Below are 21,442 nucleotides of genomic sequence, written 5' to 3'. Positions count from 1 at the left end.
TACATAAAAAAGCATGAAAGAAAAATACTGGAGATATTCACTCATTGTCATTATACTATTAATGGGAGTCATTATTTTCCGACAAATCACTCCTTTTATGGGGGGATTACTGGGCGCACTTACCATTTATATTCTTGTACGCGGGCAGATGGGCTACCTGTTGAACAAGAAAAATATGAAACGCGGCATTGCCGCACTATTGATTATCGTAGAAACAATTCTCGTTTTTCTAGTTCCCGTGGGGCTGACGGTATGGCTGCTTGTCGACTTGCTGAAGAACATTAATCTTGACCCTCAAACCTTTATCGGGCCAATCCAGCAAACCGCAGAAGCCATCAAGACAAAAACCGGATACGACGTTTTGGGTAACGATACGTTGTCATTCCTCATTTCTTTAGCACCACGTATCGGACAAATTATCATGGGCAGTATCAGCAGCCTCGCCATCAACCTGTTCGTCATGATATTCATCCTTTATTTCATGCTCATGGGTGGAAGAAAAATGGAAGCTTATATTGGTGACATCCTTCCCTTCAATGACAAGAATACACAGGAAGTAACAAATGAGATATTTATGATTGTGCGTTCCAATGCCATAGGCATCCCTCTGCTGGCAGTTATCCAGGGAGGGGTCGCCATGATAGGTTACCTCATCTTCGGCGCCCCCAATATATGGCTTTTAGGCTTCTTCACTTGCTTCGCCACTATTATTCCGATGGTAGGTACTGCACTGGTATGGATTCCGGTATCTGTCTATTTTGCCCTGACGGGCGACTGGTTCAATGCAATCGGTCTGTTTGCGTATGGCGCCATAGTCATTTCCCAATCCGATAATCTTATCCGGTTTATCCTCCAAAAGAAGATGGCAGACATACATCCGCTCATCACTATTTTCGGCGTAGTCATCGGTTTGCCAATATTCGGGTTTATGGGAGTCATCTTCGGGCCGTTGTTGCTATCGCTTTTCTTCCTTTTGGTCGATATGTTCAAAAAAGAATATCTGGATTCGCGAAATAAGCTTCTTCTAAAATGAAAGAACTATCGAAAAAATGCGTACTTTTGTGAGCGTAAAAACGACACTATAATTCATGGAAGCATTTACATTCAATCCTGTCGAACTGATTGTGTTATCAGCGGCAGGCGTTCTTTTTATTATTCAGCTTATTTATTATCTGGGATTATACAACCGGATACATCTGCGCAACAAAGCAGTACGTAAAGAAGAAACTCACTTTACTCGGGAATTGCCGCCACTTTCCGTTATCATTTGTGCGCGCAACGAAGCTGATAACCTACGCAAGGTCCTTCCGGCTATTTTGGAACAGGATTACCCGCAGTTTGAAGTCATTGTCATCAATGACGCTTCCACCGACGAGACAGAAGATGTACTGGGATATATGGAAGAGAAATATCCTCATCTCTACCACAGCTTCACACCGGACAGCGCCCGCTATATCAGCCATAAGAAACTGGCCCTGACGTTAGGCATCAAGGCCAGCAAACACGACTGGCTGGTATTCACGGAGACAAACTGCCTGCCCGCAAGCAACCAATGGCTGAAACTGATGGCACGCAACTTCACTTCACAAACTCAAATCGTATTGGGATACAGTGGCTACGACCGTACCAAAGGCTGGCTGCACAAACGTGTCGCATTCGACACCTTTTTCCAATCATTACGTTACTTAGGCTTCGCCTTGGCCGGAAAACCGTACATGGGCATCGGACGCAATATGGCTTACCGCAAAGAATTATTCTTCAAGCAGAAAGGATATTCCAAATATCTGAACCTTCAACGCGGAGAAGACGACCTCTTCGTCAACCAGATGGCAAACAACTCCAATACCCGCGTAGAAACGGACTTCAACGCAACCATGCGGATACAACCCGTTTACCGCTATAAAGACTGGGAAGAAGAAAAAGTCAGTTATGTAGCCACCTCACGCTTTTACCGCGGAGCACAACGCTACTTATTAGGTTTTGAAACCTTTTCACGCTTGTTATTCTACGTTGCCTGCATCACCGGTATCGTATTCGGTATCCTCAACTTCCATTGGTTAGCAGCAGGCATTGCGTTGTTGCTTTGGCTGATTCGCTACATCGTGCAAGCCGTTATCATCAACCAGACGGCCAAAGAAATGGGCGGCAACAGGAAGTATTATTTCTCATTGCCTGTATTCGATATTCTCCAGCCAATGCAGTCATTAAATTTCAAGTTTTGCCGTTTCTTCCGTGGCAAAGGGGATTTTATGAGAAGATAAATTAAGAAAGCATCCCCAAAGACTCAGATTAGAAAGTTATTCGTATCTCATAGAGCTCGCCGGATTGATTTTGGTAATCAGGAACGAGGGACCTATCAGCATCAAGACGGCAGCCAATAATGTACCGATATTAATCAGAAGGAAAAACAGGATATTGAAAGAAACCGGGACAGTATCTACATAATACGTCTCCGGATCGAGCCTGAAAATACCGAACTGGGCTTGCAGGATACAGAACGCCAGACCGATGACATTTCCCCAAAGCATGCCCTTGCCTATCAGGAAAACAGCAAACCAGAGGAAGGTCTTGCGAATCGTGAAGTTATTCGCTCCCAAAGCCTTCAGGATACCAATCATATTCGTGCGTTCGATAATGATAATCAGCAGCCCGGAAATCATAGTAAAGCCGGCAACGCCTACCATCAGAATAAGAATCACCCACACATTCAAGTCCAACAAATCAAGCCATGCGAATATCTGGGGATTCAACTGTTCGATGTTACGCACATAATATACGCCCCCCAATTCATCCTGTTGGTTATCAGTATCGACCGCTATTTCATACGTTGTATCTTCGAGCTTATCATAATCCTTCACTTGAAGTTCCACCCCGGTCACCTGCTCCGGTTTCCAGCCGTTCAAGCGGTTCACCAGATTCAAATCAGTCAATAAAAAGAGGTTATCGTATTCGGAGAAATTTGTCTGATAAATTCCGGCAATAGTCAACCGACGCGCACGGACATCGTCTTGTATATAATAAGTATATATCTTATCTCCCAGTTTCAACTTCATCTTCGTAGCCAAAGCCTTGGAGATAAGCACTTGATTGCTGGAAACCGAATCACTGAAAACGGGAATCTCGCCTTCCAGCAGATACTCTTGCATGAAACGAGGGTCAAATTCCGGACCGACACCTTTCAGTACCATGCCCTGAAAAGCATCATCCGTCTTAATCATGCCCGGTTTGGTAGAAAAACGCTGCACATGGCTTATTTCAGGATAGGCGGCAAGAGCTGCCATCATGCTATCCCCCACCATAATCGGATGAGTCTCATAAGAACTTGCCGCATCCAGATTGGTAATCTGGATATGCGAGCCGAATCCTATGACTTTATTCCGTACTTCACTTTTAAATCCGATGACCACCGCCACAGCAATAATCATCACAGCCAGCCCGATAGCAATACCCGCCATGGCAATGAGGACCGCAGGACGTGACACCTGCTTTCCGCCATCGCTTTCACGATAGATACGCCGAGCTATGAAAAGTGATAGAGACAATTTTTAGTGATTAACGGTTAGTGATTAGTTATTAATCTACTCTTCCCGGATACGCTTCCAAAGCCTTCTGCAAGACAAAAAGCGCACGGGTTAAATCTTCTTTCTTCAACACGTAAGCGATACGGACTTCGTTGATACCGGAACCCGGAGTCGTATAGAAACCGGAAGCCGGAGCCATGAATACCGTCTGTCCTTCATATTCGAAGTCCGAAAGACACCAGGCACAGAACTTGTCCGAATCATCTACCGGAAGTTTTGCCACCGTATAGAAAGCGCCCATCGGAATCGGAGAATAAACACCCGGAATACGGTTCAAGCCGTCAATCAGGCATTTACGACGTTCCACGTACTCATCATACGTCTCACGCGAATACTCTTCCGGAGCATCCAGTGAAGCCTCAGCAGCAATCTGTCCAATCAAAGGGGGACTCAAACGAGCCTGGCAGAACTTCATAACAGCGTCACGTATCTCTTTGTTCTTGGTAATCAGCGCACCGATACGGATTCCACATTCCGAATAACGTTTCGAAACGGAGTCAATCAGTACCACATTATTCTCGATACCTTCCAAATGGCAGGCAGAGATATAAGGAGAACCTGTATAGATAAATTCACGATATACCTCGTCGGAGAAAAGGAACAAATCATACTTCTTCACCAGGTCACGAATCTGATTCATCTCGCGACGGGTGTACAGATAACCGGTCGGGTTATTCGGATTACAAATCAGTATCGCTTTGGTGCGTTCATTTATCAGCTCTTCAAACTTCTCCACTTTCGGAAGTGAGAAACCTTCTTCGATAGTCGTGGCGATAGTACGAATCTTCGCTCCGGCAGAGATAGCGAATGCCATATAGTTGGCATAAGCAGGTTCCGGAACAATAATCTCGTCCCCCGGATTCAGGCAGGAAAGGAAAGAAAACAATACCGCTTCCGAACCACCCGATGTAATGATTATATCGTCTGCCGTAAGGTTGATATTGAACTTTGCATAATATCCTACAAGTTTCTCGCGATAGCTACGGTAACCTGCACTGGGGCTATACTCCAGTACTTTGCGGTCAATGTTGCGTATCGCGTCAATCGCGGCCTGAGGAGTGGGCAGGTCAGGCTGTCCGATGTTCAGGTGAAATACATGGACTCCGCGTTGCTTGGCAGCGTCTGCCAAAGGAGCCAGTTTTCTGATAGGAGATGCAGGCATCTCGTTTCCGCGAATGGATATGGTTGGCATAATTTTAACTACAAATTACTTAATTACTATTTACTTTTTCTACTTGGAGCTGCAAATGTACGCAATAATTTGAATACAGAGACATAAAAACTTTAAAAACCTTAGCAAGGTTAAAATCGTTATGGTTTTATGAAAAGAAAGCTATACATTTGTAACACAGAAAACTTAAAACAATATCATAATGACCATACACCTTATCTCATTCGCGTCACTACTTCATAAACAAACCACGCTGCGCAGTTCGCATGAAGCGATTTTAAGCGAACTCGAAAAATATTATACCGTCCAGTTTGTCGATTATCAGGATATGGACAAGCTGACGAGTGATGATTTCAAGATTATTTTTATAGCTACCGGCGGAGTAGAAAGACTGGTCATCCAACATTTCGAACGCCTTCCCCGCCCTGCCATTTTACTGGCGGACGGTATGCAGAACTCACTTGCAGCCGCCCTGGAGATATCTACATGGCTTCGCGGAAGGGGAATGAAAAGTGAAATCCTTCACGGTGAATTGCCGTCCATTATACAGCGTGTACATACACTTTATAATAATTTCCAAGCACAGCGTTCCCTATTCGGCAAACGTATCGGAGTCATCGGAACTCCTTCATCCTGGCTGGTTGCCAGTAATGTTGACTATCTGCTGGCAAAACGCCGTTGGGGTATCGAATACATAGATATTCCGTTGGAACGGATTTATGAACATTTTCAACAAATCACGGATGAACAGGTAGGTGCTTCCTGCGCGGCAGTCGCCTCGCAAGCTCTTGCCTGCCGCGAGGGAACTCCCGAAGATATCATCAAAGCGATGCGACTATACCGGGCTATCAAGAAGGTATGCGAGGAAGAGAAACTGGAAGCACTGACATTGAGCTGCTTCAAACTGATTGAGCAAATCGACACTACCGGCTGTCTGGCATTGTCCTTGCTGAACGACGACGGAATAATGGCGGGCTGCGAAGGTGACCTTCAATCCATATTCACCCTGCTCGCCGTGAAGTCACTGACCGGAAAAGACGGATTCATGGCAAACCCTTCCATGATTAATGCACGTACCAACGAACTTATATTAGCCCACTGTACCATCGGGCTCAAACAAACGGAAAGGTATATTATCCGTAATCATTTCGAAACGGAAAAAGGAATTGCCATCCAGGGATTGCTTCCGACGGGAGACGTGACTATCATAAAGTGCGGCGGCGAATGTCTGGATGAATATTATCTGTCTACGGGAACATTATCCGAAAATACGAATTATATCAATATGTGCCGTACACAAGTACGCATCCGCATGAATACTCCGGCTGAATACTTCCTGAAGAATCCGTTGGGCAATCACCATATTCTGGTTCATGGAAACTATGAAGATGCATTGAACGAGTTCTTCCTGGCAAATGCCTGCAAACGAACCGAATAATATGCTGCGACATTTTTGTATTATTCTTAAGTATTATAGGGGGAAATACAAAAATGTCGCAGAGCTTATAATCAAATAGTTAAGCCTAAAAACACCCTATTTTTAAGATAAGTTCACAAAAAACAATAGGATGTTTTTGCTTTTTTCTGAAGAAAAACTGCATTTTCTTCATATTATTCTAATTATCAGCGAATTATCCCTAAAAACACCTACTATCTTCATATTTAACTAGCAAACATCAAATTACACTTGTGTAACTGCCTGGACAGACAAGTGTAACAGCCTAGTTACTCTTGTGTATCATCCCATTTGCACAAGTGCAACCGGATAATTCAATTAGATGAATTGATTAATAGGACGGAAGAAAAGATTAATAGATTAGGAAGAAGTTACTAAATCTTCCTATTCTTTTTCCAAATCAACTGCTAAGTTTAAACATTTATACCCATATCATACCCTGCAAATTGCTAAATAGCACCTGATTTATTTTGAAATTCCAAATAGCAAGAGTATCTTTGTATCAGATACAATAATATTCGATAATAGCATAAAACGAGATTAACAGATACAATAATATGCCTTTGCTTTACAATTTCGACATAGATACCCCGGAAGAATTGCTGACTATATTAGCGCAAAATCTTCAACAACGCCGATTAGAAAAAGGTCTGTCAAGGGACGCTTTATCCATATTGAGCGGAGTTCCTGTGCCAACAATCGCAAAGTTCGAACAAAAGCATACCATATCTTTGGCTTCGTACGTGGCACTGACAAAAGCATTAGGCTATTCTAAAGCCATCAAAGGGCTGCTAGCAGAGCCACTTTATAACACTATGGAAGAGTTGGATACTATTAACCGAAACAAAAACAGAAAGAGAGGGCGTAATGAAATTGATAAATAAGCTAACGGTAACTTACCACGAACAGACCGTGGGAGAGTTAACCATGACTCCCGACAACCGTCTTTGCGCCTTCCAATATGATAAAGAATGGTTGACAAACGGCTTCTCCATCTCTCCGCTAGAGTTACCTTTAAAGCCCGATTTATTTATTGCCCAACCCGAACCTTTTTGGGGTAATTTCGGCATCTTCGAGGACAGTCTCCCCGATGGATATGGTCGCTACTTACTGAATCGCCTATTGAAAAAGCAAGGAGTGAACGATATGGATTTAACCCCTATTCAGCGGTTAAGCATCATTGGTTGTTCGGGTATGGGAGCATTATGCTATATCCCCGAAACTTACATCGGAGAAGAAAAGTCACTCCCAGACTTGGATGACCTTCAACAAATGGCATTGGACGTATTGTCAGAAAAATCGGATAAAGACGAAGATATACTCTACTTCAACAGTGGCAACTCAGGTGGCTGTCGTCCGAAATGCCTTTTCCATGATACCGAAGGTTCGTGGTTGGTGAAATTCAGGCATACTTATGACCCTAAAGATATGGGACTAATGGAGTACCGATATAATGAGATAGCACGCCAGTGCGGAATTAACGTACCTGACTTCAAGCTGCTGGATGATAAATATTTTGCCACCAAACGTTTTGATATAGAAGCAGGAGAACGCATCCACATTGCAACTGCTGGAGCACTCTTGAATGAATCTATTCTGCAGCCAAGATTAGATTATAAAACCCTGTTACACCTTACCGGATTCCTCACGCAAGACCCTCTTCAAGTAGACGAAATGTTTCGACGTATGGTCTTCAACATCTTGACAGACAACAAGGACGACCATGCCAAGAATTTCAGTTTCATCTGTAAAAGAAACAAATGGCACTTGGCTCCCGCCTACGACCTTACTTTATGTTCCGGATATAACGGCGAACACGCTACGTCCGTCAATAACCACGGAAAACCTACAATTGAAGATATGTTACTAGTTGGAGAAAGCATCCGTATTCCTAAGAAAAAAGGATTATCAATTATCAGACAAGTAGCAGACCTGTGTGATGAAATCTTATCTAAAGATTATAAAGATGCTATTTCTGATGTAAGAAAACCGTAGAATAGCACATATCTACCCTTACATACTAAACTTCTTGCATTTATTCCCATATTACCACTTCATTTCAAAAAAAACATCTATCTTTGTCGCACGTTTTCCATTCATCGGCGCGATGGAATAAATGGAAGGCGGTATTTAATTTCTTAATGGAGTAAATACGTATTATCTCTCTTGAACAAAACCTAGCAAGTTTTTAAACTACAGAGAGATGATACGACAGACACTCCACCTGAACGGCTGTATATCAACATATCCGTAAAAGATGTGTTATATATAAACGATTGGCGTGGATGTCTGTTGTTATCATCATCTTGTAGTGAGGTTGCTAGGCCCTGTTCAGAGATGGTGGTATTCAACAGCATCCATGCCTTTTTTGTATCCGGTCGGTTATTAGAATCCCCATAATAACCTTAAATCATACGCCCGCCGTCCGACATACAAAAGGCTGGATGCACGTTGTATCACATAAACAAAATATATATCACTCACTATTGTGGAACATCTTAAAAAGAAGCAGCATGTCGAAATGGATAAACATAAACGAAGCAGCAGTAAAGTATGGATATAATAAAGCAATCATCCAGCTTTGGGCGGAAATGAAAAGATTTCCCATATCATATGAAGAAGATACTCCTGCCATCGACGAAAAAAGTTTCCTAGAATTCATAGATAATTGTAAAAAAGGAATTACAGCAGAGTACATCGACACACTGGAAGAACTGTGTATGGCAAAGACGAGAATCTGTGATATTTATGTCGAAATCATTGGAAAACAAGACAAAGAACTGATGCTGCAAAGAGATAAAATCGCCCAAATAAGTGAAATACAGGCTACAATGAAAAGACAAAACGTCCGGTTACGGGATTGCAAGAAAATAGTTGCACAGTACGAAGAGTCTTTCCATGTCAGTTGGATAGAAAGATTGTGGAGACGTTTGAAACGATTGCTAAAATAGCACCTGATTTATCTTGAAAAATCAAATAAAAGAAGCACTTTCCTATTATAATTACGGTTATAATAACCTGGATTATTTTTATATTCAATTAATAGCTAGTCATATATGGAAAATTGTGGCAGCGAATCCTATTGAACGAATTACCACAAGAAAGGCTATTCATTGGAAGACATGTAAAATATAAACAGACAAGAAAAGGGTATCAAAAGCCGGATTCCATCAGAATCCTAAGCTTTTGATACCCTTATTAATTTCCAAACAATCCGGACAGGTCTTTTTAAAACCAACTTATCGTCCGTCTAACCAATTCTATTAGAAATCAGATTACACGACTTTTGTCACACTCTTTCCGCAATCTTTCCCAGTCGGCAAAGCAATCGTAGCAGAAGTGTTTCCTATCTCCACTTTCATTTCCTTGAGTTGCGTATTCATCGTCGGGTCTGTCACAGAGATTTTGTAGCCTTTTCCCTCTTTCTCGATAAGCAACACACAAGGAGCGGAAACTTTCACCGGGATTCCCTGCCATTTCAGCGTTTCGCCCGCTGAATAGAACACGGCTTCCAACACTTTCTTATCAGTGGACTGGACAGCCTGTACCAATGTGTCATTTCTAAGAACTGCAAACGGATTTTTCTTTGCCGGAAGTCCTTTGCCTGCATATACAGCATAACCATACGTGCCATCCTTGACTTCCCGACCGTGGTCTACCCACACACGGAATATGTCAGCCGTTTCCGGAAGATTCTTTTTACCCTTGTTCGACAAGTTTCTCTTCAACCATTCATTGGGACGGGTTTCGCAGCAAAAGAAAGCCTTTGATGTATACTCCGGCAGAGGCATATAAGCGAATCCGCCTTCCTGCACTACCCACAATGACTTACCTTTATCAATCAACGGATTGACACCGGACGCCGGTTCAAGCTGTTTCTTCCCATCATACAAAGTTACTTTTCCCTGGTGCACAGTCTGCTCCATAGTAGTACGTATCGTACCTTCCTGCTCCGGCTCCAAATTGGTGACACCGGCTCCAAGAGCAATCATATAATCGCCCAACATGAAATACGACTTATACGCTTTTACACCGAAAGCCACCGGATTGATGATTTTCACATCTTTTCTTTCTCTGGTCATAGCGTCCACTTTCTCGAAGATAAAGCCTGCTACCGCATTCTGTCCGCCATAAGTCGCCCCACCGGCAAAGTTATGCTTACTGGTAAATCCTCTCCAGTTGGTGAACGGTTTCAGCCTTTCCTGACCTTCCCGGGCAGTGATTCCGGGCAACGCTGTCAAGTCCATAGCTCCAATCACTTTCCGGTATTCATCCCCGTTACGTTGGAAATAAGTAAGCCCGTCGTTCGTATAGATATTATATTCGTCCGCAAAGTTATTGGCACTTTCTAAACCGTCACAACGGTTGGAAGCCATATTCACCATCATGTAATAATCAGCATTACGCTTAATCAAGTCATCGTTATTATAAAACCAGCGCGTACCATTATAATGTCCTCCCGGATAACCATCCATACGGATATTGTCTTTTTCCACTTCCGTGATAAGCTGTTTCAATTCGCGGACTTCATCCTCCGTGAAAGATTTCGGCCAACGCTCTACTGAAGCCTTCATCATCTGATGATAAGGAATATGAGCCGGCTTTCCTTCATAATATACCATTGAATAACGGTCCAGGCAAGGGGGGATAAAGCCCTTGTAATAGTAGAACGTGCTGCCACGATAGAAATTAAGCAATGCGTCCACATTATCACGGGTCAGCGTTTCCGCCCAGGGAGTTCCACGGAGCATCCATAATAAATTCTGTGCGCTCTGCGCTCCGTGAATCGGATAGCCCCACACGAGGCACTGCATACCATGCCCCCAACCGGCTCCATCGGCAGTGAAACCCTCATTCCAGAAAGCTTCCTCATAAGTAGGCTGCGACACACTGCTCAAACTACCTTTCGCCACTGCCGCCACTACATCCACCATCGGAATGGAATCCAGCATAGCAGCCGTCTCCAGCAACGGGCGATAAGCCAATGCATTTCCGCCCACCCACGATACATGATGGCGGAATCTCTCCACACTTACAATGTTCTTTTCCGTATCATCATTACGCATGGGCTGTGTCCACGATTGAAAAGCCAGTTTCTTCAGCATTTCGCAGGCAGAGGTGCGTAGAGAAAGCGTATCACCCGGCATATCCATCTGTTTGAACAGAGAGAAATAGACACCGCAGGCAGCTTTGGGAATAGCGAAACAAGAAGCGTGAAAGCGGTCGTTCGGTTGACGGCGGGTTTCAATGTCACCATATCTCAATACGGCTCTCCAAAACTTCTCCGGTACATCTTCCACTTTTTTCCTTTTGAAGTTGTTGGCAATCACCCACAAGCGTTCTGTCGCATCGGCAAGAAACAGCCCCATGTTCTGTTGGTCCTGGAAAGACACCCTATCCAGCCATTTCTTATCATGAATCTCTTTCTCATAAGCTATCAGGTCTTCAAACTGCCCTTCTTCATTCAACTGTTTCAAGTAAGTATCCGCCTTATTTATCTTATTGCGGACAGGATACGTATTGTAATTCTGAGCATAATAATTGCGCAATTTAAGAACAGCCTTTTCCTTGTCCGACTGTGCAAAGGCTACCACAACGCCTATCAGCAATAAAAACGACAGGCAAAAAATTCTTTTATTTTTCATATTTAACCGATTTAAAATTTCATTCAATAAACAGCCAGTTCAATCCGAACAATTCCTTCTTCGGAGTATCGGCAGGACGAACCTTCACAGTATATATCCCGGCTTCCGGGAATTTAACCTTACCCAAATGGCGGGTGTAGAACTCTCCGAATCCCTTAGGTCCTGCCAGGGTCACAGCCTTGATGGAATCCACTCCTTCCACTTCCACCTGATAAGGCTGTCCGGCGGACGCCGAATCACAGGAATAACAGATTGCTAGTTCCCTCTCCCCTGCTTCAGGGATATACACTTTCCAGGAAGCAGCGTCATCTGCCGACTTCCATCCGCGGATACTGGTAGGAGATATATACCCCACTCCGGTGACATCCACTCCTTTCGCACGTTCCAGTCCGCCCGCCAGAGATGCTTTCGCCTGTTCCATCGCAATACCACCGAAGTTGATTTCGCCACAGAAACCGTTCTCAGCCTGCAATTCGCCTTCCACTTCCAGTTCGATGACCGAGTCATAAGATACCGGCTCGCTTATCGGTCCTTGTACATGCAAAAGTAAGCCTTTCTGCACAAATTCCACATTTTTATTATTCAAAGAAGGGATGCGTGCTGCCAACACCTTATTCTTCAGCCCGTTGACACGGATAATGCCGTCCGAAGGCCATTCAAAAACATGCAGGTACACTTTCGTCTTACCATCCCCGGTACGCTGCGTGATAAGCCCCCAGTCCTGTGAGTCCTCAGCAAAAGGAGAAGGATAAGTGCCGTGGAAACCAACCTTATTCTGATGTATCATCTTGCCTATTTCAGAGATACGGGTCTTGATTTCGGGCGGGATGGAACCATCGGCACGAGGGCCGATATTCAGCATCACATTGCCGCCTTTATAGATACCCTTTACGATTTCGCGGACAAAGTAGGTAGTAGAACGCCAGTTCTGGTCATCACGGTTGTACCCCCAAGTATGATTGAAAGTCGCCGCCGTCTCCCAGGTATGTCCGAGCGGTTGGGCCGGAAACTCATTGTCGCCCATCGTCTGAAAGTCAACACCGTTATCTCCCACTTCATGAATTCCCAAGCGGGTATTTACCAATACGGTAGGGTCAAGTTCGCGCACCATGGCAAGCATATCGCGCATCTGTTTTTCCGTCATTTGCCCTTCGGCAACAGGGTCTTCGCGCCAACAGTCGAACCAGAACAGTTTCACACCATAGTCTTTTATCAGTTCGGCTACCTGCGGCATTGCCTTTTCACGCCAGTATTTATCATACTCTTCCTCTGTCGGCAATTGGCGGAAAGGAGCCTGTACGTCTCCGCGCCCTGCCGCAACACGGTCAAAACCGGGCTTCTGCTCGTCCACATAGTCCCAGTCGTTATTACGTCCGTTCGGATGTCCCCAGTCCAACCAGTGGGAATAATAAGCACAAAGAACAATACCATGTTTCTCGCATTTCTCTTTCAAGCATTTCAATACGTCGAAATTGGTTCCCGACAGCTTCCCGTATGTATAGTCACTGACTTTCGAGTTCCAAAAAGCAACCCCATCATGATGCTTCGTCACAAAAGTGAGATATTTGAATCCCCCCTCTTTCGTCGCAATCACCCAGTCTTCTATCTCCTTCTCGGAAATCGGCATGCGTTTAGCCATTTGGTCCCAGTCGGACTTCTGTACCTTATTATGGCAGCGTATCCATTCGGCATATTCCGAGTTACGGACTTTCTCACCATAAAAACGACCCGACGCCGGAGTGCACAACGACCAATGAATCATTATGCCGAGACGTGCTTCCTCAAACCACTTGACTCTTTCTTTCTGCGTCCGCGGAAGAGGTTCTGTTTCTTTTTCGGGATTTCGCTTGCCGCAACTGAAGAATAACAAACCTGCGACAAGCACCAACCAACTTTTACTCATAATCTTTTTTTGATATTAGATTTTTTTTGATATTAGTGTCTTGGTACAAAGATAGGAGATACAAAAAACCTCCAGGGGCACATAGCGTACAATGCAGGTTAACTCCCCGTACAAATCGCCGTCTCAGATAGTACAGCCGCGATTTGTACGCATTGTGTCCGTCGTTTGTACTGACAATGCCGGTAGTAAATTGCCATAGTTCCGACATTTGCCGTATCAGTTTAAAAACAGAAATGTCTAATCTTAATTTAAGAACATGAAAAAGAATCGAATCTTATTTTCGAAAAGAAGCCAGTCCTTTCTTTGGATACTGCTTTTCTCTATTTCCACTGTCTTCGCACAGGTTGCCGTAACCGGAGTGGTGACAGACGAACTCAAAGAACCGATGCCCGGCGTAAGCGTCATTGTCAAAGGGACAAAAACGGGAACTGTCACCGATACCAACGGACGCTACCGTATATCAATGCCGAAAGGTTCATCCGTGCTCACCTTTTCTTTTTTAGGATACGCCGTTAAAGAAGTAACGGTAGGCAACAAGAAACAAATCAACGTCGAAATGAAAGAAGATGCCAAGATGCTGGACGAAGTGGTAGCCATCGGTTACGGTTCGGTGAAGAAAAGCGACCTGACCGGTTCCGTCAGCAAAGCCGACATGGGAGACTTGACAAAGGCAGCGGTTGCTTCCATCGACCAGGCTCTCGCGGGACGCATCGCAGGCGTACAAGTAGTTGCCACCGATGGACGACCGGGAGCCACCTCCAATATCGTCATCCGGGGTAGCAACACTATCTCCGACAGTTCCGACGGTTCCCCTCTTTATGTAATCGACGGTTTCCCGACGGAAGACCCTAACCTGGCAGCTTACAACCCGAACGATATCGAGTCTATCGATGTGTTGAAAGACGCATCGGCCACCGCTATCTACGGAGCCCGTGGAGCCAACGGTGTCATCATCATTCAGACGAAAAGAGGAAAGGAAGCTCCCCCTACCGTAACATATGACGGTTACTTCTCCTGGCAAACGGAACCGCAGTTCCTCAAAATGATGGGAGCTTACGACTTCGTGAAGTTGCAGACAGAACTGAACCAGTACAGCGACCAATACCTGGACAGAACTTATCTGAGTTATGATGAGAAGTTGGGTCGTTTCCAAACACTGGAAGACTACCGCAACAGAAAAGCATACAACTGGCAGGACATCGTACTGGATGGCGCACCGTTCACGAGCCATCATGTATCCCTCAACGGTGGTACGCAACGCACCAAATACAGCGCAAGCGCCTCTTACTTCCACCAAAAAGGTACATTGACCGGCTCTGAATACAACAGCTTCCGTACACGTCTGACTCTCGACCAGCAGCTCACCTCCAATGTAACGGTAGGATTTACCGTGAACTATGCCAACAACAAGACTCAAGGCGCCAACCCGTCCGAAAGTCACGGGGGATGGACATCGAGCCACTACCTGTTCTACTCCATATTAGGATACCGCCCGTTGACCTACAGGCTGGACGAGGATATATTGAACCAGCCTTTTGACCCTAATATCAACAGCGCCACCGACTACCGCTATAATCCGGTGAAAACCGTCCAGAACGAAGATTCCGGTAATTTAAGCCGCCAACTGAACATGAACGCTTACCTGACCTGGAAAATCACCAAGAAACTGGAATTCAAGGTGACAGGCGCACTGAGTTCGAATATTGTCAGAAGTACCACATTCAATAACTCACAGACTTATTGGGGTGACGCACGTTACCAACCCGACAAGCAGAACGGTAGCTTCAACTACAGAGAATACAACAACTGGTCGAACGACTACACATTGACTTACCGCACGAAAGTGAAGAACCATAATATATTAGGTATGTTGGGAGCATCAATCTCCAGCAACCAGTACCAATATCTCGGCGGTCAGGCATCACTGGTTCCATGGGAAGAACTCGGACTCTGGGGCATAGACCAGGGAACTCCCAAGAAGATTTATGCCGAGAAGACCGAGCAACATATGATGTCTTTCTTTGCACGTGCCAATTATGACTGGAAATCACGTTACCTGCTCACTGGTACAGTCCGTGCCGACGGTTCTTCACGACTGATATACAACAAATGGGGCTACTTCCCTTCAGCATCCGGAGCCTGGAGAATCTCCGAAGAAAAATTCATGAGACCCGCCCGGAAGTGGATGTCCAACCTGAAATTAAGAGTAGGCTGGGGTATCACGGGAAACAACCGCACACAGGAGAATTACCCGTCACACCTGCTGTATGCCGGCAATGAGAATTATGCATTCAACAACACCATGTCTCCTGCCATCTACATACGCCAGATGGCTAATAAAGACCTGAAATGGGAATCTACTTATCAGACGAATATCGGAGTAGACCTCGGATTCTTCGGCAACCGTATCAATGCAGTCATCGACTATTACAACAAGCACACCAAAGACCTGTTGCTGTATGCCGACACTCCCCCATCCATCGGATTCGAACAAGTGCAGCAGAATATCGGTAGCGTACGCAACTCCGGTTTTGAGTTTGCCATCAACACGGTCAACCTGAAAGGCGGAAACAATAAGCTGAAATGGACAAGTTCATTCAACATCTCGTTCAACAAGAACGAAATCACCGCATTGTCCGATGGACAGACAAGCCGCGTAGTGGGCATCCGCTATCCTGAAATTCCGGATATGTATATCGCCAAGGTAGGTCATCCGCTTTCCGAAATGTACGGATATGTATTTGACGGAGTATATCAGTACGAAGACTTCAACGAAGTGTCACCGAACACATTTGTATTGAAAGACGGTATCCCCGACAACGGACGCAAGAGAAGTGAAATCCGTCCGGGCGACCCGAAACTGAAGGACATCAACGGTGACGGCAAGATTACGACGGACGACCGCACCATCATCGGTCACGGACTTCCGATACATATCGGCGGTTTCACCAACCGGTTCGAATACAGAGGATTCGATTTAAGCATATTCCTGCAATGGTCTTACGGTAACGACCTGATTAACTACAACCGTAAACTGCTGGAAGAGCTCAAGAGCGCGCACACCAACCAACTGGCTACTGCGGTAAACCACTGGACACCCCGCACGGTCAACGCGGACGGTTCCATCACTCCGGGAAATTACACCAATTACCTGTGGGCTCCCACCAGAGGTTTCTACGAACCGGGATTCAATACCGACCGTGAAGTGGAAGACGCTTCCGTTCTCCGCCTGAAAACGATACAGTTGGGATACAACTTCCCCGCCAAATGGCTGAGCAAGTGCAAAATCAAATCACTGCGGCTCTACGTCACCGGACAGGATTTGATTACATGGACTAACTATTCCGGCTACGACCCCGAAGTATCTACCCGCAACTCGTCCATGACGAGAGGATTCGACTACTCGGCATATCCGCGCTCGGCAACCTATACATTCGGTGTGAAAATGAGTTTGTAATAACCTGATTAAACGAAAGAAGAAAATGAAGAAACTATTGATATATATCAGCCTGGCAACTTGCCTGTCAGCTTGTGACTTCCTCGAAACGGATACTTACGATGAACTGTCGGAAAACAATGTGTACAACAACCTCGAAAGTTGCGAAGCAGGACTGGCGGGAATCTACGACCCGATGAGCAGTTCAAAGCTCTACGGCGGACACCTTATTACTACCTGTGATGCCGGTTCGGACATCATGGTGTACAACAAGCAGTATAGTATCGGTATGACAAAGCTCTATCTCAACAACTATACTTCCGTTGACAAAGAGCTGAAAGAAGCATGGACGGAACTGTACAAAGGCATCAACCGTGCCAATACTTACATCGAAGCCATCACCGACAAACCGGCGGACGTATGCAAGGATGAGCGTACCAAACAACGCCTGCTGGCAGAAGCCAAAGGAATGCGTGCCCTGTATTACATGAATCTGGTCAGTTTTTGGGGAGAAGTTCCCTTGCGCCTGACGGCTACCCGCGACCTGAAATCACAGAAACTGAAACGCAGCCCGCAAATAGACATCTACAATCAAATCATTTCAGACCTTGAGGAGGCTGAAAAAGGTTGCCTCACCGCAGACGAACTGGCACAAGCGGGACATATATCGGTAACCACGGCACAAGCACTGATGGCAAGAGCATATATGTGGATGTCCGGTTATCCGGTCTATGCCGACAAATGGAACGAAGCATTGACTTACGCCCGCAAGGTAAGAGACAGCGAACTGCATGAACTGGTACAAGACCGTGGCGATTTGAACGGCTATGAAGCGCTTTTTATCGACCTGTGTTCCGACAAATATAACTGGAAGGAAAATATGTTTGAAGCGGAAATGTACGGCAACGACTTGAACATCACCCGCGAATCCGGCTCTATCGGCCTTTCAATCGGAATCACCCAAGGCTCGGCTCTCGACCCCGACAACGGTTTCTGCTACGGCTTCTATAACGGAACCCGCATCCTGTTCCGTATGTATGAAGAGAACGACAAACGCAAATGGTGGAACTTCTCCAACTATGGTTTCCAAACGGAAAAGATAAGCGAGAATGTGGAAAAGGTAACACGCAAATACAAGACGGAATCCGAACTGAACACCATGCGTGACGGAGATGCAGCCAAATATCGCCGGGAATATGAAGTAGTACGCCCGTTGACACAATACACCACCTCCATCAATGTCCCCATCATGCGTTATGCAGATGTATTGCTGATGATTGCCGAAGCTGCCAACGAGGTGAACCAGGGGCCTACCCAGGAAGCGGTGGATGCCATCAATGAGGTTAGAAAGAGAGCGAAAGCCAGTGAAGTCAAACTTGGTGACTACGATTATGAAAGTTTCCGCGAACTGGTGCGCGACGAACGCGCCCGTGAATTGTGTTACGAAGGCAACCGCAAAATGGACTTGCGCCGTTGGGGTAAAGATTACTTTGAGAAACGTATCAAGATGCTGGCAGACCAGAATATCATCGTCGGCGGAGAGTATGACGGCGACATGATTGGCTATCCTACCACAGTGAGCGGTTCTTATGCGGGTGTCAACATCAAAGCGCAACCGGGTATCGAACTGCAACCGAAACATATCTATTTCCCTATCCCGGAAGTGGAACTGAACACCAATCCGATATGCGGACAGAACGAGGGATGGTAATTGAGTAACAACAATTAAATAATTATACTGTATGAAAAACAGAAATAAAATAGTATATGGAATGCTGCTATTCCTAACCACAGCATTCACATCATGCGATAACAACGGCATTGACGACTTGGACTTCGATGTAAGCCTGCAAAATCCGGAAACTACCGTAAAGGTGGGCGAACCCGTAACTTTCGCTTTCTCAGGCGACCCCGATTACCTTATCTTCTATTCGGGAGAATACGGTAAGAAATACGCTAACCGCAACCGGACAAAAGCTGATGTGGAAAGCCTAATCCTCAAATATAACTTAGAATTGAAATATGCCCGCATAAACTACCGCAACGGACTGAAAGTTCTGATTTCGGAAGATTTCAACGGGATATATGACGAAGAGAATATCAAGCAAGCAACATGGAGCGACATGGACGGGCAATTAAAGGTGCCCGTCATAGAATCAACCTATGAAGGGTATCAGCATGGAGAAGTCAGGGACATAGTAGTGGACATGGACAATTATAAAGATAAAAGGTTCTACCTCGCCCTCAGATATGAAATGTCTCCGCTGACTGAAGATGAGATAGCCAACAACCAGGTTCATCCCGATGCTTATTTCTATCCGAAACTACAACAGTCGGTGGACGGAAAAACAATCGAGAAAACATCTCCGAAGAATGATTTCGGTTTCGGCTTCGTGAAAATCAAGTACAACAGCAACAACAGCGATAACCCTACACAAACGGTAGTAGACGACCAAAGGGTGTCTATCAACGGGCGCAAAGGTAAAGACGGAACTTATATATGGGCTGTCAGCCAGGCGGTAGATGCCTCGAAAGTGAATGCAGACGAAGGATTATCTATCAAAAGCTTATCCTACAGCCTGCCAAGCTATACGCACATTTACAACGAACCGGGCGAATATACGGTAACTTTCGTAGCACGCAACGCTAACGCATGGAATTGCACGGAACAAATAAAAGAAATAAAAGTAACCGTGGTAGAATAATGTCCGACATACACAGCCCCAATAAATAACAATAATTAGAATCACATGGAAAATAAATTACTTTATACGGCTTTATTAATGGCTGCCGCATCGCTAACCTTCTGCGGATGTGACAATAACAACGAAGGAGAAGATGAAATACAGACTACCGACACACCTTTGGTATTGACCGGGAAAAACTACAGTTTCGACCCGAAAGCCGCAGGTGCAGAATGGAAAAAAGGAAAGAATATCGGTATCTTCCTGACAACGGAGAATGGAGAGGATATTATAAACTCTTACGAGAATGTATTGTATAACTCTATCGAAGTGCCTGCGGGCTATTTCGCCCCGCCTGTCGGCAACGACCCTGTCTATTTCCCACAGGACGGTAGCAAGACGAATCTCATCGCCTACTTCCCCTACTCGGAGAATCTGACGGAGAACCGCATTTCAATGGATGTATCCAATCAAAACAATGCATCGCCTTTCAATTTTCTCTATTCCAACAATTGCAAAGGAGTGGGCAAAGACAATAATAAGGTAGTTATGGAACTTCGTCCGGTGTTATCGCAAGTCGTGCTCGACCTTGTTCCCGGCGACGGAGTGACGAAGGAATATTTGGAAGAAGCAACCGCCATACTGAAAGGGATAGATAGCAAAGCACAGTTCAATCTGCTGTCCGGTCAGTTCGAGAACCTCGAAGCCAAGAAGAATATCACAATGAGAGCCAGTGAGACAGCCAACAGCGACACGGCACAAGTGATTCCGACAGCTTCGATAGAAGGCATCCAGCTTTATGTTTCACTCCCTAAAATGAATCGTGAGTTTACTTGGGAGTTATCGGAAAAGTTGACTGAACTCAAACAAGGTTACCGCTATGTATGCACTGCTACGATTTCTCTGGATAAGATTTCCATTGAAACAACGGAAGAACCGATTACAGACTGGACAAACGGTAATCAGGGCACCGGTAATCTGCAGGAGAACTGGATACTGAAAACAATTGACGATTTGCCGACAGGAGCAATAAAAGCAGAGAGTACAAATGATAAGCCGTGGCAATACGAAATTGGCAACTGGATTTTTGTAGCGAAGAGTGTTAGCCAAATCGGAGAAGCGGCAGTTATCAATGAGACGTCTTTGGGACACAACGTGATACATTGCAAGATAAACGACAATAATACTTGGTATAAGACCTACATCGCTTACAGAATGCAGACTCCGAAACGGGAAGTATATACTCTCAAATTCAAAATGAAAGGTACTACCAATAAGTCGGTAAGATGCTTCATCTTAAGAGAAGATAAAAAGATTATAGCTATCAACGCCCCCGACAATAAATATCAAGGAGCCTATATGCTCAACCTTACAGAAGAGTATAAAGAATATCAGATAGATTTCGATTTCTCCAAACAAGTTTTAAGTATCTATAATACTGTCACAGACTATACAGAAACAACCGATGAAGTCTTGGAGAATCTGTTCCTTCAGTTCTCACCTGCAAGCAATGATACTGAATTCTACCTATACGATGTAGTACTTGAACCCAAAAAGAACTAATTA

14 protein-coding genes are annotated in these 21,442 nt (G+C 45.0%); 10 read left to right on the top strand and 4 right to left on the bottom strand.

Features of this window, described 5'->3' with window-relative positions; genetic code table 11:
- The first annotated feature begins 13 nt into the window (after nt 1-13).
- Nucleotides 14-1,033, top strand: coding sequence for an AI-2E family transporter (locus tag CLIN57ABFB40_RS03605; protein WP_175628924.1), 1,020 nt, complete (start codon nt 14-16; stop codon nt 1,031-1,033).
- Between the two features lie 55 nt (nt 1,034-1,088).
- Nucleotides 1,089-2,261 (top strand): glycosyltransferase, encoded by a 1,173-nt coding sequence (locus CLIN57ABFB40_RS03600; protein ID WP_175628923.1) that lies wholly within the window; start codon nt 1,089-1,091, stop codon nt 2,259-2,261.
- Between the two features lie 36 nt (nt 2,262-2,297).
- On the opposite strand, the gene CLIN57ABFB40_RS03595 is transcribed toward CLIN57ABFB40_RS03600, so the two are convergent.
- Both CLIN57ABFB40_RS03595 and CLIN57ABFB40_RS03590 read right to left on the bottom strand, forming a co-directional pair.
- Nucleotides 2,298-3,542 (bottom strand): ABC transporter permease, encoded by a 1,245-nt coding sequence (locus CLIN57ABFB40_RS03595; protein ID WP_175628922.1) that lies wholly within the window; start codon nt 3,540-3,542, stop codon nt 2,298-2,300.
- Between the two features lie 31 nt (nt 3,543-3,573).
- The gene (locus CLIN57ABFB40_RS03590) at nt 3,574-4,773 is read right to left on the bottom strand and encodes a pyridoxal phosphate-dependent aminotransferase (protein WP_024987316.1); all 1,200 of its coding nucleotides are present in this window, start codon (nt 4,771-4,773) and stop codon (nt 3,574-3,576) included.
- A gap of 181 nt (nt 4,774-4,954) precedes the next feature.
- Between CLIN57ABFB40_RS03590 and CLIN57ABFB40_RS03585 the strand changes: the two genes are divergently transcribed.
- The 4 genes from CLIN57ABFB40_RS03585 (at nt 4,955) to CLIN57ABFB40_RS03570 (ending at nt 9,159) form a co-directional block, all read left to right on the top strand.
- Nucleotides 4,955-6,190, top strand: a complete 1,236-nt coding sequence (locus tag CLIN57ABFB40_RS03585; RefSeq protein ID WP_175628921.1) for a fucose isomerase — start codon at nt 4,955-4,957, stop codon at nt 6,188-6,190.
- A gap of 575 nt (nt 6,191-6,765) precedes the next feature.
- Nucleotides 6,766-7,092, top strand: coding sequence for a helix-turn-helix domain-containing protein (locus CLIN57ABFB40_RS03580; protein WP_175628920.1), 327 nt, complete (start codon nt 6,766-6,768; stop codon nt 7,090-7,092).
- Nucleotides 7,076-8,203, top strand: a complete 1,128-nt coding sequence (locus tag CLIN57ABFB40_RS03575) for a type II toxin-antitoxin system HipA family toxin (protein WP_175628919.1) — start codon at nt 7,076-7,078, stop codon at nt 8,201-8,203. The genes CLIN57ABFB40_RS03580 and CLIN57ABFB40_RS03575 overlap by 17 nt, the downstream gene beginning before the upstream one ends.
- A 518-nt stretch (nt 8,204-8,721) precedes the next feature.
- Nucleotides 8,722-9,159: a hypothetical protein gene (locus CLIN57ABFB40_RS03570; RefSeq protein ID WP_175628918.1), complete on the top strand. Its 438-nt coding sequence runs from the start codon at nt 8,722-8,724 to the stop codon at nt 9,157-9,159.
- Between the two features lie 324 nt (nt 9,160-9,483).
- Here the strand turns inward: CLIN57ABFB40_RS03570 and CLIN57ABFB40_RS03565 are convergent, their stop codons facing one another.
- The gene (locus CLIN57ABFB40_RS03565; RefSeq protein WP_175628917.1) at nt 9,484-11,853 is read right to left on the bottom strand and encodes a polysaccharide lyase family 8 super-sandwich domain-containing protein; all 2,370 of its coding nucleotides are present in this window, start codon (nt 11,851-11,853) and stop codon (nt 9,484-9,486) included.
- Nucleotides 11,854-11,872: 19 nt separating this feature from the next.
- The gene (locus CLIN57ABFB40_RS03560) at nt 11,873-13,756 is read right to left on the bottom strand and encodes an alpha-L-fucosidase (protein WP_175628916.1); all 1,884 of its coding nucleotides are present in this window, start codon (nt 13,754-13,756) and stop codon (nt 11,873-11,875) included.
- A gap of 256 nt (nt 13,757-14,012) precedes the next feature.
- Here CLIN57ABFB40_RS03560 and CLIN57ABFB40_RS03555 point away from each other — a divergent pair, with 256 nt between their 5' ends.
- The 4 genes from CLIN57ABFB40_RS03555 to CLIN57ABFB40_RS03540 are packed head-to-tail and all read left to right on the top strand — an operon-like array spanning nt 14,013 to nt 21,439.
- A complete protein-coding gene (locus tag CLIN57ABFB40_RS03555) occupies nt 14,013-17,213 on the top strand; it encodes a SusC/RagA family TonB-linked outer membrane protein (RefSeq protein WP_175628915.1) in 3,201 nt (1,066 codons plus the stop codon).
- Nucleotides 17,214-17,238: 25 nt separating this feature from the next.
- Nucleotides 17,239-18,903, top strand: a complete 1,665-nt coding sequence (locus tag CLIN57ABFB40_RS03550) for a RagB/SusD family nutrient uptake outer membrane protein (RefSeq protein ID WP_175628914.1) — start codon at nt 17,239-17,241, stop codon at nt 18,901-18,903.
- A gap of 31 nt (nt 18,904-18,934) precedes the next feature.
- Entirely contained in the window at nt 18,935-19,897 is a 963-nt protein-coding gene (locus tag CLIN57ABFB40_RS03545) for a DUF5017 domain-containing protein (RefSeq protein ID WP_175628913.1), read from the top strand.
- A 45-nt stretch (nt 19,898-19,942) separates the two neighbouring features.
- On the top strand, nt 19,943-21,439 hold the full coding sequence (locus CLIN57ABFB40_RS03540; protein ID WP_175628912.1) for a fimbrillin family protein: 1,497 nt from the start codon (nt 19,943-19,945) through the stop codon (nt 21,437-21,439).
- The last annotated feature ends 3 nt before the right edge of the window (nt 21,440-21,442 follow it).

Source organism: Bacteroides acidifaciens (assembly GCF_903181435.1).
Taxonomy (GTDB): Bacteria; Bacteroidota; Bacteroidia; order Bacteroidales; family Bacteroidaceae; genus Bacteroides.
This window is presented reverse-complemented; position numbering and strand designations above follow the sequence as displayed.